At 43.3% G+C, this 12,981-nt stretch carries 12 protein-coding genes; 2 read left to right on the forward strand and 10 right to left on the reverse strand.

Annotated features, from left to right (window positions below):
• Positions 1-3: 3 nt before the first annotated feature.
• The 10 genes from ACROAE_RS01870 to ACROAE_RS01915 all read right to left on the reverse strand — a co-directional run bounded on the left by ACROAE_RS01870 (position 4) and on the right by ACROAE_RS01915 (position 10,824).
• On the reverse strand, positions 4-1,224 hold the full coding sequence (locus ACROAE_RS01870) for a glycosyl transferase (protein WP_432399243.1): 1,221 nt from the start codon (positions 1,222-1,224) through the stop codon (positions 4-6).
• A gap of 1 nt (position 1,225) precedes the next feature.
• On the reverse strand, positions 1,226-2,083 hold the full coding sequence (locus ACROAE_RS01875) for an HAD-IIB family hydrolase (RefSeq protein WP_432399244.1): 858 nt from the start codon (positions 2,081-2,083) through the stop codon (positions 1,226-1,228).
• Positions 2,084-3,506: 1,423 nt separating this feature from the next.
• The gene (gene ruvX / locus ACROAE_RS01880) at positions 3,507-3,926 is read right to left on the reverse strand and encodes a Holliday junction resolvase RuvX (protein WP_432399245.1); all 420 of its coding nucleotides are present in this window, start codon (positions 3,924-3,926) and stop codon (positions 3,507-3,509) included.
• A gap of 303 nt (positions 3,927-4,229) precedes the next feature.
• Positions 4,230-4,790, reverse strand: coding sequence for a YqgE/AlgH family protein (locus ACROAE_RS01885; protein WP_432399246.1), 561 nt, complete (start codon positions 4,788-4,790; stop codon positions 4,230-4,232).
• 28 nt (positions 4,791-4,818) lie between these two features.
• Positions 4,819-5,148 carry a stress response translation initiation inhibitor YciH gene (gene yciH / locus ACROAE_RS01890; protein WP_432399247.1) on the reverse strand — a complete coding sequence of 110 codons (330 nt, stop codon included), beginning with the start codon at positions 5,146-5,148 and terminating at the stop codon, positions 4,819-4,821.
• A 231-nt stretch (positions 5,149-5,379) separates the two neighbouring features.
• A complete protein-coding gene (gene hemH, locus ACROAE_RS01895; RefSeq protein ID WP_432399248.1) occupies positions 5,380-6,393 on the reverse strand; it encodes a ferrochelatase in 1,014 nt (337 codons plus the stop codon).
• 201 nt (positions 6,394-6,594) lie between these two features.
• Positions 6,595-7,128 (reverse strand): glutathione peroxidase, encoded by a 534-nt coding sequence (locus ACROAE_RS01900; RefSeq protein WP_432399249.1) that lies wholly within the window; start codon positions 7,126-7,128, stop codon positions 6,595-6,597.
• A 119-nt stretch (positions 7,129-7,247) separates the two neighbouring features.
• The gene (locus tag ACROAE_RS01905) at positions 7,248-8,348 is read right to left on the reverse strand and encodes a hypothetical protein (RefSeq protein WP_432399250.1); all 1,101 of its coding nucleotides are present in this window, start codon (positions 8,346-8,348) and stop codon (positions 7,248-7,250) included.
• A gap of 314 nt (positions 8,349-8,662) precedes the next feature.
• Complete coding sequence (locus ACROAE_RS01910) at positions 8,663-9,775, reverse strand: PilT/PilU family type 4a pilus ATPase (protein ID WP_432399251.1); 1,113 nt, start codon at positions 9,773-9,775, stop codon at positions 8,663-8,665.
• 11 nt (positions 9,776-9,786) lie between these two features.
• Complete coding sequence (locus ACROAE_RS01915) at positions 9,787-10,824, reverse strand: type IV pilus twitching motility protein PilT (RefSeq protein ID WP_432399252.1); 1,038 nt, start codon at positions 10,822-10,824, stop codon at positions 9,787-9,789.
• A gap of 27 nt (positions 10,825-10,851) precedes the next feature.
• Between ACROAE_RS01915 and ACROAE_RS01920 the strand changes: the two genes are divergently transcribed.
• Both ACROAE_RS01920 and proC read left to right on the forward strand, forming a co-directional pair.
• Entirely contained in the window at positions 10,852-11,538 is a 687-nt protein-coding gene (locus tag ACROAE_RS01920) for a YggS family pyridoxal phosphate-dependent enzyme (RefSeq protein WP_432399254.1), read from the forward strand.
• A gap of 553 nt (positions 11,539-12,091) precedes the next feature.
• Positions 12,092-12,910 (forward strand): pyrroline-5-carboxylate reductase, encoded by an 819-nt coding sequence (gene proC, locus ACROAE_RS01925; RefSeq protein ID WP_432399255.1) that lies wholly within the window; start codon positions 12,092-12,094, stop codon positions 12,908-12,910.
• Positions 12,911-12,981 lie beyond the last annotated feature (71 nt).

Raw genomic sequence — 12,981 nt, forward strand, 5'->3', positions numbered from 1 at the left:
TCCTTAGCTAAACTCTGCATTATCTGCTTCAACTGCGGCTTTAAGTTGCTCAAGTACATCTGGCATGGCACTCACTACTCTGCTCCAGGTTGGCATAAACGGGGTTTCCATAGGATTATCTAAAAAGCGTTGCCCTGCGGTTACAATATTTTGCGCAAACATTTCAACGGCTTTTTCTTCTAAATGAATATCTGTGGTTAAGCCGTTCATTAACGCATCATTATGATATGTCTCAACATAATCAAGGGCGACACGGTAGTAAGTGGCTTTTAATGTGCGAAATGATTCTGTGCTGAAGGTTTCACCCTGGGTTGCTAATTTACGGAAAAACGCTTTGGTAATATCAATCGACATTTTGGATAAACCCGCCTCTTCGTTGTCGAGTGATAAGTCTTGATGTTTGTGATCATAATTGTCGGCAATATCGACCTGACAAATACGATTATGGGCATAATTACGCTGCATTTCAGACAGCACGCCTATTTCTAAGCCCCAATCACTCGGGATGCGTAAATCGGTCAGTACATCGCGTCTAAAAGAGAACTCCCCTGCGAGTGGATACCGAAAACTGTCCATATATTCCAGGTATTCGTTGTAGCCGACCACTTTTTTAAGCGCCTTAATAAGCGGGGTGACTAATAAACGAGAGACTCGACCGTTAATTTTGCCATCGGATAATCTGGCGTAATAGCCTTTACTAAATGCATAGTTAAATTGTGGGTTGGCTACCGGGTAGAGCAACCTGGCTAATAATGACTTTTCGTAGGTGACAATATCACAGTCGTGCAAGGCGACAGATTCAGATTTACCCGACGCTAAAATATAACCCATGCAATACCATACATTGCGGCCTTTACCCAATTCGGTTGGGGCTAGCCCAAGCTTTTGTAATTTGGCGTCTAATGCTTGTAAACGCGGACCATCGTTCCATAAAATACGGTGATGTTGCGGTAATTCACCAAAAAAACTCAACGCATGTTTATACTGCGCTTCATCAGCACGATCTAAGCCAATCACAATTTCTGACAAGTAAGGTACATCTTTAAGATTGCTTACAATGCCTTTTAAGGCGTCGCCTTCTAGCTCTGAAAATAATGACGGTAAAATAAGCCCTAGTGGACGCGTTTTTGCAAATTTTAATAAGTCTTGTTCGAGTTCTTCGTGAGTGCGGCGGGTTAAGTTGTGCATTGTGGTAACAATGCCATTTTGATAAAAATCGGCCATGTTAAACGCCTCCTAAAGACATTGATGTTGAGGGAGTTGCCAGTGTCGGGGTTAATAAGGTTGCGGTAATACATTCAGCCCAACCTTTGGGCCCGCATTCCAGGCTTTTTATGGTGTGTTTTTTACTTAATACCGGGAAGTCATGCGTTGGTGATTTGATTTGAATCGCGATATCAGCGGCCTCTAACATGGCACTGTCGTTACCACTGTCACCTAAGGCGATTGTGGTGACCTCGCTTTGGTATTGCTTCGCGTATATTTGTGCAAGCCAGTTCATGGCTTTGCCCTTATCGCTTTCACCGCCTACGTGTAAAAAGCGCCCACCTTGGAGCATATGCGCACCTAAAGATGTCATGTGTTTAATAAATTCTTGTTTACGCGTTTCATCGCCTTGCCACAACACTGGCTCCGAATAGTGTCGAACCAATGCTAGACGCGCCTTATCGGGCGCTAAATCTGTGACTTCACATAGCTCTTCAACACTAAATGATGAAAAACCAACATACTCATCTTCAAATTCAACCGCTTGCTGCGCTAATAGCTCCAGCCAATGCTCTCGAGGTGGACAAAACTCTTTAACCCAGTAATAACCTTGCTCAAGGGTGCCTTGAGGTTGCTCATTGAAATAACCAATGGGGATATAAATAACCGCGCCATTTTCAGATATAAACGGTGAATTAATACCAATGGTTTGTTGCAACTTTTCCATTTCGGCAAAGGTTTTACTGGTATTGGCAATAATAGGAATATGACGATCATTGAGCGCTTCAATCACTTCAATGGCATGATTAAAACTGTAATCGAAGTGGTCGAGTAATGTTCCGTCAATATCAGTGAAAATGAGTGGTTTAGTTGTCATATCATGTCCCTTTATCATCATTGAGTGCTGAGTGAACAAAGCTATAAAAGCGTTAGCGAGCGATGTCAGGTGGCTAAAAAGTAAGCTTAGAAGCTCATTCGTTTGCAGCTAGCGTCGATAGCCTTCAAAGCCATTACTAACCGGTTTAACATTCTTTAATCGCTGTCTATTCACTATTTATTCACTATCGTTAATCTATTGTCGCTCGTCACTTTGCTTTGATTGTCTGTCATTACCTTATAGTGAAGGATTCAGGATATGTGCCAAGCGTAAAACCATTGCACCTAAATGGTTCAATTAGATGTTAACTACTGATATAAAAGGAATATTAAAAAGGTTAAACCCGATAAGGTAAAAGTGGTGATTGGGTGTAAAGACGGTTAATTGTGCAACAATGAATAGTTATCGCACTACTTTGGTGCAAATTAGTAAGTAAAAAAGTGTAAAAGCGGCAAGATGATAAAGTGCGATAAATGCTTATCACGATAACCGGTTACGGAACGCTTCGCTTAAAGAAACGAGACCTTAGGCTTCGCCGCTAAGTGCTACTAGGTTTGTAAGTAATAAGTGCTGGGTGCTAGGGGTGTTATTCAAACTGCACATCGTCCTCGAATGTTTTAATCGGGATCTTGGTGTTGATCTAACCCATGTCATCCTTGAGTGCTTTTATCAGGGATCCAGGTGTTTCTTTTGACTTAGATTTTAAGATTTAAGATTTAATACGTAAAAACTAACACCTGGATTCCGGCTCAACAGCATTGCCGGAAAGACGGAGTAGTGGGCGTTATTTCGGGGATCTATCATTGTGCTGCTCTACCGCATGTCATCCTCGAGTGCTTTTATCGGGGATCCAGGTGTTGCTTCACCGCCCGTAATCCTCGAATGCTTTTATCGGGGATCCAGGTGTTTCTTTTGACTTAGATTTTAATATTTAAGATTTTAAGATTTAATACGTAAGGACTAACACCTGGATTCCGGCTCAACAGCATTGCCGGAAAGACGGAGTAGTGGGCGTTATTTCGGGGATCAATCATTGTGTTACTCCAGCGCACGTCATCCTCGAATGCTTGTATCGGGGGCCCAGGTGTTTCTGTTGACTTAGATTTTAGGTTTTAAGATTTAACACATAAAAGCTAACACCTGGATTCCGGCTCAACAGCATTGCCGGAAAGACGGAGTAGTGGGCGGTGTAGGTGTTTTGAAATGATGTCGTCATAGTTATCACTGAAATACTCTACACGCCCGTCATCCTCGAATGCTTTTATCGGGGACCCAGGTGTTTCTTTTGACTTAGATTTTAGGTTTTAAGATTTAACACATAAAAGCTAACACCTGGATTCCGGCTAAAAGCATTGCCGGAAAGACGGAGTTGTGGGCGGTGTTTGAATACTCTAACAGCCCGAGTAGCGATCTAGTGTTGAGATTAATACTGGTTTTCAAAGTAGCTTTCGATAATCAATACGGCTGAAACGGCGTCAACCTGGCCTTTTGTTAGCGCTTTAAAGCCGCCTAGCTCAAATAATCTCGCTTTAGCATCTGCAGTTGTGAGGCGTTCATCTTGAGTGGCAATTTTCACCCCAAAGCGACCATTGATACGGTTAGCAAATTTCCGTGCTCGTTGAGTCATCTCTTGTTCTGTGCCATCCATATTGAGCGGTAAACCAACTACCACTAAATCGGGTTGCCACTCTTTAAGCAGTTTTTCGATGTCGTCCCAATTAGGAATACCATCAACCGCTTTAATTGATAATAACGGAGTTGCACTTGCCGTGATGGCTTGACCAATCGCGACACCGATACTTTTAGTGCCATAGTCAAAGCCTAAAACCGTTTGTGGTTGCATGTATTTCTCTTTGTTTAATCGTTTTAGGAACTCGCAAGCTAGCCTGAGGGCGGACTTCGTCCTTCTAGGTTCTAGGTTCTAGGTTCTAGGTTCTAGGTTCTAGGTTCTAGGCTCTAGGCTCTAGGCTCTAGGCTCTAGGCTCTAGGCTCTAGCAGCGTAGCGTCCTAGCAGTGACAAAGTCACGCCCTAGCACCTAGTAGCGTAGCGTCCTAGCAGTGACGAAGTCACGCCCTAGCACCTAGTAGCGTAGCGTCCTAGCAGTGACGAAGTCACGCCCTAGCACCTAGCAGCGTAGCGATACTATTAAGCATGCCCTACTTGGGTCGACATTTGCCAGAAATTGAACCCCAATGTTTGGGTAGCGTTTTGCCAAAGCTGTTCATGGTCAACATTAAACAGTAACTCAGGAGAGGCTTTAATGGTTAACCAGGTATTGTCGGCTAATTCTTGTTCTAATTGATCTTTACCCCAACCGGCATAACCCAAAGCAATGATAAAGTTGTCAGGAGATTTGCCAATTGCAATCGAACTTAGAATGTCGCGAGAAGATGTCAGCATTGAATATTCACTGATTTCAACGCTATTAATCCAATTCTGCTGCGGCGTATGTAATACAAAACCGCGATCGGGAGAAACGGGTCCACCGACCAACACTTCTTCATTAATAGAAAACATTTGTTCTGCAGAGGGATGAAGCTCCATTTGATCGAGTAACTCTTCAACATCAACACCAATTGGTCGGTTGACCATAATGCCCATTGCGCCTTTGTCGTCGTGTTCGCAAATGTAAATCACTGAACGTTCAAAAAATGTGTCATCTAATGATGGCATCGCAATTAAAAAGTGATCTTTTAAACTATCCATATGCTCTCCCAAGTCGTGTAGTTAGCGTTTATCCACCCGCTAATTTCACGGTGAAATTCAATTTCTCTAATATGGATTTTACCAGTTCGCGATTGTCTGTTTGTACTTCAATGTTAAAGTCTTTCACTGTACCACCACAACCACACTGTTTCTTGAGTTTTTGTGCTAATTCTTTTAAGGCTTTTTCGTCTAGAGCAAGGCCTTTAATCACACTCACCCCCTTACCCTTTCTACCTTTACTGTCTTTATGAATGCGAACGACGCCATCGCCCGTTGGCACTTCTGCCTGAGCTTTAGGTTGGTCGATGCGACCTTTATCGGTACTATAAACAAGGGTGATATTAGGATCTATTCTCATAACATTTCTTTTCAATGGCCATGAGTTGAGTTTACCAAATCGTAAAAGCTGAGGCGAGGATATAAAATAAAAGCCTGGGTACGCAACAGCCTAGAGCGCTGCGCTGCTAGGACGCTACGCGGCTAGATGCTATAAAATCAACAGCAGCCGCGTCACGCCCTAGTATCTAGCAGAGTAGCAACCCTAGCAGGACGTAGTCCGCCCTCTGGCGAGCTTGCGAGTTCCTAGGACCTAAATGAAAGGTTTAACCAAATTTGCCATCATATTGATATGATCGTCATTGTCATTTAGGCATTCGATGTAACGGAAGTTTTTGCCACCAGCATCTTCAAAGACATGACGATTCTCGCCTTTAATCTCTTCTAGTGTTTCTAAACAATCAGCACTAAACGCAGGACAAATCACCGCAATATCGGTAATGCCTTTTTCTGGTAGGCTGCCGATAGTCATATCGGTATAGGGTTGTAGCCATTTAGCTTTACCAAAACGTGATTGGAAGGTAGCCACATAATCGTCTTCACTTAAGCCAAGCTTTTCCACAACTAAACGCGTGGTTTTCATGCAGAAGCAATAATATGGGTCGCCAAGATGTAAGTTACGTTCTGGCATTCCATGGTATGACATCACTAATTTTTGTGGTTTGCCATTTAATTCAAAGTCTTTTTGAATTGAAGCGGCAATCGCATCGATAAAGTCGGGGTTATCATGATAAGTATTAATGAAATGAAGCGCGGGTAAATAACGCCACTTCATCATCTCTTTGGCTAGAGCATCAAAAGCGGAACCTGTTGTCGGCGCTGCATATTGCGGATACAAAGGCAGTACCACTAGGTTATCAATGCCTTGCTTGTGCATAGTTTGCAAAGTGGTCGCCACAGACGGTGAACCATAACGCATGGCTAAGTGCACACTCACATCATGCCCTTGTGCCTGCAGCTGGTTTGCTAATTTGGTTTGTTGACGTTGGCTGATATCAAGCAATGGCGAGCCAGCTTCAGTCCACACTTGTTGATATAACGCCGCCGATTTAGCCGGGCGAATACGTAAAATAATGCCATGGAGAATTAACATCCACACTAACTTTGGAATTTCAACCACACGTGGATCTGACAAAAACTCAGCTAAATAAATACGTACGGCAGATGCGGTTGGCGCATCTGGTGTGCCTAGATTCATGATCAACACGCCAGTTTTACCGCGTGCTTTATGACCGGTGTCTTTATCTAATCCTGAAAATCTAGCCAAAATATCTTCTCCGTATTCAATCTAGGTAACTTCAACAGCACAAAATAGCGTAAGGTTTTATGCAACCTTATCAATACAATATCTGCTTGGTGCTGAGTTAGGTATTGGTTATCAATCAATTGTATCTTATTCTTTAAAAACAAAAAGAGCGCTAGTTATCGATTTTGATCGTCTTTAGCGCTCTTTCGATAGTGCAGCTGTTTATAATACAGACTCTATCGCTTTTTTCATTTCTTCGCTGTCTGGTTTTACGCGTGAATTAAATTGTTGCACGCTTTGCCCATCGCCAGAGACTAAATATTTATAAAAGTTCCATTTAGGTGAATCACTTTTCTCGCCAAGGTATTTAAACACTGAATTGGCATTATCACCTCTTACCGGCGATGTCGCGACCATGGTAAAGCTGACACCGTAATTGATAAAACAAACATCTGCCGTTTTCGCTTCATCTTTTTCTTCTTGGAAAAAATCGTCAGAAGGGAAACCAATCACCACTAAACCTTTATCGGCGTATTGTTTGTGCAGTGCTTCTAATGCGTCAAATTGCGGCGTAAAACCACAGTTTGATGCGGTGTTAACAATTAACACTGGCTTACCTTGAGTCAGCTCGCACAAATTGACGTTTTCTTTTGAATGTAATTTACGCGCATCGACATTAAGGTATTCAGGACAGCTTGCCGCTGACACACCAACACTTCCCGTTAATAGCGCGATTGCTGTAATGTACTTTATCATTTTGCCAGTCCTTTACTCAAATTACACCCAATAAAAAAGGTATTGATAATCAACTTATCAATACCTTAGCAGATTTCACATAACAGTACGTATTACGGCAATGTTAAGATCATTCGCGTTTAGAAATAAAAACCCACATTGATGTTTAATCTTGAATGCCAGGCCGTGTCACCGTTGTCGATACCAACACCAGGGCCGTTAACGAAGTACATGTTTTTACCGGCAATCCAATCCACATAAGAATACAGTTTACCCGCAGTGATAGCACAGCCGGTTACGTTCTGAATTGAGTCATCTAAGCCTTGACCAGACGCCATCACCTGACTGTAATCGTTATAACAAGTTAATTGAGTAATCGGTCCCCAGTTAACATCAAATGACTTAGCAACGTTAACGATTGCAACATCAGCTTCAGCAGCTATATCAGATTGATACTGGAAAGCACCAATCGCAATACGGTTGCTGTCTACGTCATAGTCGTAATGCATATATTGAACTTGTAATTGCCATTTTTGCCAGTCAGCTTGCCAATGTGCAGCTGCTGCGATGCTGTCTGTGTCGTCACCGTTGATGTTTGCCGCATCTGCCACAAAATCTAACTGGCTAAACTGCAGCGAACCACCTAACTTGTGAGTCACCTCACCTGTGGTAAATTCACGTTCAATACGTGCATTGATTTGGCCAGACTCTTCGTATGGAGAATCACCTGTTGTTGCTACGTCAAACGAGTAACGGTCATAACGAGATCCATTAGCGTATTCGTCATTGGCAAAATACGCTAAGTCATAACGCCAGCCATCTTGTTCGTTTTTATAATGCACACCTGCATCGTAATCATCTTCGAAGCCAAGATAGTAAGCAGCGCTAAACCAAAATGAGTGAGCGGCATAAGGTAAAAAACCAAACGGCACTTGGGTTACGCCTACTTGAACTGATTGTGCATCATCAAACTGATAACCCATATAGGCATGATGGATAACATCCATATCTTGATACCAACGGTATTGAGCTGATGCAAATAAGCCATCTTTCGCTTTGTAATTGACGTCGGCACGGAACAATTCAAACTCTAACTTTGCATTGTCGTCGTAATCTTTCCAACCGTAGTTAATACGAACCGCACCACCAATATCAACTTCATCGGTCACTTTGACTGCGAGTGCTGAACACGAAAATAATACCAGTGAAGTAGAAAGTGCGAACTTTTGCCATAAAAACATGAGGCATCCTTGAGAGGTTTAAAATATAGATGTTGTAAATTAGTCCTGATCATAGCAATAAAGGTCATAAGTTGCTGCTAATAACCTCTCAAAAAGTTAAATAACCGAAGCGGAGACAACAAAAAGCGCTTAAACAGCCCTTTGCCCTGCTAACGGCGCTGAATCGACTTGTAATAGACTCATCAATTCGCGCTGTTAGCAAAAAAAGGACACGTTTGAAAGATATAATAATTAACGTTTGGACCTTTAACATTATTCTGAACTCTATCCTGATCTCTTATCCAGAGATCAGGATAAATAGTGGCGAGGAATGACTAATCCATGTCTAGCGTGATGCCTTCCATTGACCCTGCAGAGGTAGCTTCGTTACCTTGCAGTTTAATCATTAAGCGTAAATCATTTGGAGAATCGGCGTGGTGCAATGCATCTGCATAGCTAATTTCGCCTTCGAGGTATAAATCTAACAAGGCCTGATCGAACGTTTGCATGCCCTGCTCACGAGATTTGCCCATGGTTTCTTTAAGAAGATGCAACTCGTTTTTGGCGATTAAGCTGGCCACACGAGGGGTATTGATTAACACCTCAATGGCGGCTCGACGCCCTGTTCCGTCTGATTTTGGGATCAGTTGCTGCGCAACAATACCGCGTAAGTTTAACGACAAATCAAACAGTAATTGATTGTGTTTACTTTCTGGCACTAAATGCATAATACGGTCAAGTGCTTGGTTAGCGTTGTTGGCGTGTAAGGTCGCCATACATAAGTGACCTGTTTCAGCAAACGATAACGCAAATTCCATGGTTTCCTGCGTTCGGATTTCACCAATTAAGATAACATCTGGCGCCTGGCGTAATGAACTTTTGAGTGCTGCGTCAAACGAGTCGGTATCGATGCCCACTTCTCGCTGAGTAATAATACTTTTACGATGGTTGTGTACAAATTCGACAGGGTCTTCAATCGTTAAAATATGACCGCGAGAATGAGCATTGCGATAACCTACAAGTGCTGCAAGCGAGGTTGATTTACCGGTACCAGTACCACCGACCATAATGATTAAGCCACGTTTACTCATGACCAAATCTTTAAGAATGGCTGGCAGTTTCAAGTCATCTACTTCAGGAATATTGGTTTCAATGCGGCGCATTACGCAGCCAGCAGATTCGCGCTGCCAAAAAGCGCTAACACGAAAACGCCCTAAATCTTTAGCGGCAAAGGCAAAGTTACATTCACTGCTGTCGTGAAATTCTTTCTTTTGCACATCGCTCATTAACGATTCAACAAACTCTAAAGACTGTTGCGGCGTTAACTTAGTTTCAGATAATTGACGTAATTCACCGTCTATTTTGGCACTGGGCGGAAAACCCGCTGTGATAAATAAATCTGAGGCCTTTTTCTCGACCATAATATTTAAAAACGGACGAACATCCATGATCCTAATCCTTAAAAATTAGCTTGTTTATTCGAGCTTTTATGCATTGCATCTTCACGAGTAATCAGCCCGCGATTAACCAAGTTTTGTAAACATTGATCTAGCGTTTGCATACCATGAGCCATACCGGTCTGAATGGCAGAATACATTTGCGCCACTTTATCTTCGCGAATAAGGTTACGAATTGCAGGAGTACCCATCATAATTTCGTGCGCCGCAACTCGGCCTCCACCAATTTTTTTGATCAAGGTTTGCGAAATAACGGCCTGCAGTGATTCAGACAACATGGTTCTCACCATGCCCTTCTCACCTTCTGGGAATACGTCGACAATACGGTCAATAGTTTTTGCAGCTGAAGTGGTGTGCAAAGTACCAAATACTAAGTGACCGGTTTCGGCGGCGGTCATCGCTAAGCGGATAGTTTCAAGGTCACGCATCTCACCAACAAGAATAACGTCGGGGTCTTCACGCAGCGCACTTCGTAATGCGGCATTAAAGCTGTGGGTGTGTTTATGCACTTCACGTTGGTTAACCAGGCATTGTTTATTTTGGTGAACGAATTCGATAGGATCTTCAATGGTCAAAATATGTTCGTGACGATTATCATTAATATAATCGACCATGGCCGCTAATGTGGTTGACTTACCTGAACCCGTTGGTCCGGTAACAAGGACTAAACCACGTGGATAGCTGGAGATTTTTTTAAAAATTTCCGGCGCACCTAACTGCTCTAATGACAAAATATCCGATGGAATGGTACGAAATACTGCACCGGCACCACGAGATTGGTTAAATGCGTTAACACGAAAACGCGCTAAATTAGGCACCTCAAATGAAAAATCGATTTCAAGGTGTTCTTCATAGTCTTTTCGTTGCTTATCGTTCATGATGTCGTAAACAAGGCTATGAACACCTTGATGATCGAGTGCGGGTAAGTTAATTTTACGTACTTCGCCGTCAACTCGGATCATGGGTGAAACACCCGCAGAAAGATGTAGATCTGATGCTTTGTGTTTTACACTAAAAGCGAGTAATTCAGTGATTTCCATTGTAGAGACATCCATTTAGCCAACATTATGACAACAATAGCAGACAGAATATCAATCGCCCAGAGCAGAATTAACCAAGCGGCGCAAAATTGTTCGAGATTACCCAGCGACATAAGCTTGCTTGCCGTAAGTAAAACCAAGCCAATCAACGACATTATCGCCGCGTATGAGGCTGGACAACGCCAATTTGGTGAAAATTATGTCCAGGAAGGTGAAACTAAAATCACCACACTAGCAGCCGATTATCCCGACATCGAATGGCATTTTATTGGCCCATTACAATCAAACAAAACCAAAATTGTCGCCGAACATTTTGATTGGATGCATACCGTCAACCGCGACAAAATTGCCCAACGATTAAACGACCAACGCCCTGATAATAAAAAGCCGTTAAATGTGTGTATTCAGGTCAACATTAGCCAGGAAGACAGTAAATCTGGTGTTGATGCGAATCAGGTCGCCACGTTAGCACTTACTATCAGCAAATTGCCTAATTTAAGGCTGCGCGGCTTAATGGCTATTCCAACGGCAACAGCCGACACTCAATTACAACAACAAGAGTTTGCCAACCTTAAAATACTGTACGACCAATTACAGCAGCAATATCCGAGCATCGATACCTTATCGATGGGCATGAGCGGCGACATGGACATTGCCATTGCTCATGGTTCGACAATGGTGCGTATCGGTAGCGCCATATTTGGTGAACGATAAATTTTAGGTACTAGGAGCTCGCAAGCTCGCCACTCTTAGAATCTAGGAGCTCGCAAGCTCGCCTGAGGGTGGACTTCGTCCTTCTAGGTTCTAGCAGCGTATGCGCCCTAGCAGCAAAGCGACCCTAGCAGTGACGAAGTCACGCCCTAGCAGTGACAAAGTCACGCCCTAGCAGTGACAAAGTCACGCCCTAGTAGCGAAGCGACCCTAGCAGTGACGAAGTCACGCCCTAGCAGTGACGAAGTCACGCCCTAGCAGTGACGAAGTCACGCCCTAGTAGCGAAGCGACCCTAGCAGTGACGAAGTCACGCCCTAGTAGCGAAGCGACCCTAGCAGTGACGAAGTCACGCCCTAGTAGCGAAGCGACCCTAGCAGTGACGAAGTCACGCCCTAGTATCATAGCGACCTTAGCAGTGACAAAGTCATGCCCTAGCAGCGAAGCGATCCTAGCAGTGACAAAGTCACGCCCTAGAACCTAGCAGCGAAGCGTCCTTTTAGGTAACATATATAACAACAGGACATAAATTCACTCTATTTATTGGATGTAATTGAAATGACTCAAGCAAAAGTATGTTTTATCGGCGCGGGCAACATGACTCGCAGTATTATTAGCGGCTTAGTCAAACATGGTTATCCAAGTGCCCTTATCCACGCAACCAATCCAAGTAAAGGCAAGCTTGATGCATTGAAGCAAGACTTTGCCATTGAAGTGTCACACGACAATGCTGCAGCTGCACAAGCTGCTGATGTCATTGTACTGAGTGTTAAACCACAATTAATGGAAGCAGTTTGTGATGCACTGAGCCACCTTAACTTAGCCAATAAGTTAATCATCACTATCGCTGCAGGCATCCCCGCAGCGCGTTATTCGCAATACCTAAAGCAACCGATTAAACTTATTCGTACTATGCCAAATACACCCACTCAAATTGGTTATGGCATGACCGGTATTTATGCTGGAGATGATATTTCTGCTGAGCATAAGGCCATTTGCGAAACCTTAATGCAAAGCGGTGGTAAAGTGGCGTGGGTAGACAGCGAGGATGGTTTAAACCAAGTTATTGCACTTTCTGGTAGTTCACCAGCGTACTTCTTCCTGTTTATTGAATCGATGATTGCATCGGGCGTCAACATGGGCATGCCAGAAGACAAAGCTAGATTACTGGCAGAACAAGCTGCACTGGGTGCTGCGCAAATGGTGATTCAAAACCAACAACTGTCTGTGGCACAATTACGTCAAAATGTGATGTCAAAAGGCGGCACAACAGCTAGAGCGGTAGAGACATTCCAAGATGGCGACCTAGGCGGTTTAGTCGATAAAGCCATGAGCAATTGTGTGGCTCGTGCTGAAGAGATGGCTAAAACGTTTTAATGAACCACTAAGCTTAATGATATAGAGTTCAGATGAAGGATTATTTATCTCAGTGTAAAATGCTTAGTGAT

The sequence above is a fragment of the Shewanella sp. MF05960 genome (assembly GCF_050849305.1).
Classification (GTDB): Bacteria; Pseudomonadota; Gammaproteobacteria; order Enterobacterales; family Shewanellaceae; genus Shewanella.

Coding starts and splice junctions, on each gene's coding strand:
- ACROAE_RS01870 (WP_432399243.1), bottom strand. CDS start 1,224: ATGGCCGATTTTTATCAAAATGGCATTGTTACCACAATGCACAACTTA.
- ACROAE_RS01875 (WP_432399244.1), bottom strand. CDS start 2,083: ATGACAACTAAACCACTCATTTTCACTGATATTGACGGAACATTACTC.
- ruvX (WP_432399245.1), bottom strand. CDS start 3,926: ATGCAACCACAAACGGTTTTAGGCTTTGACTATGGCACTAAAAGTATC.
- ACROAE_RS01885 (WP_432399246.1), bottom strand. CDS start 4,790: ATGGATAGTTTAAAAGATCACTTTTTAATTGCGATGCCATCATTAGAT.
- yciH (WP_432399247.1), bottom strand. CDS start 5,148: ATGAGAATAGATCCTAATATCACCCTTGTTTATAGTACCGATAAAGGT.
- ACROAE_RS01900 (WP_432399249.1), bottom strand. CDS start 7,128: ATGATAAAGTACATTACAGCAATCGCGCTATTAACGGGAAGTGTTGGT.
- ACROAE_RS01905 (WP_432399250.1), bottom strand. CDS start 8,348: ATGTTTTTATGGCAAAAGTTCGCACTTTCTACTTCACTGGTATTATTT.
- ACROAE_RS01910 (WP_432399251.1), bottom strand. CDS start 9,775: ATGGATGTTCGTCCGTTTTTAAATATTATGGTCGAGAAAAAGGCCTCA.
- ACROAE_RS01915 (WP_432399252.1), bottom strand. CDS start 10,824: ATGGAAATCACTGAATTACTCGCTTTTAGTGTAAAACACAAAGCATCA.
- ACROAE_RS01920 (WP_432399254.1), top strand. CDS start 10,852: ATGACAACAATAGCAGACAGAATATCAATCGCCCAGAGCAGAATTAAC.
- proC (WP_432399255.1), top strand. CDS start 12,092: ATGACTCAAGCAAAAGTATGTTTTATCGGCGCGGGCAACATGACTCGC.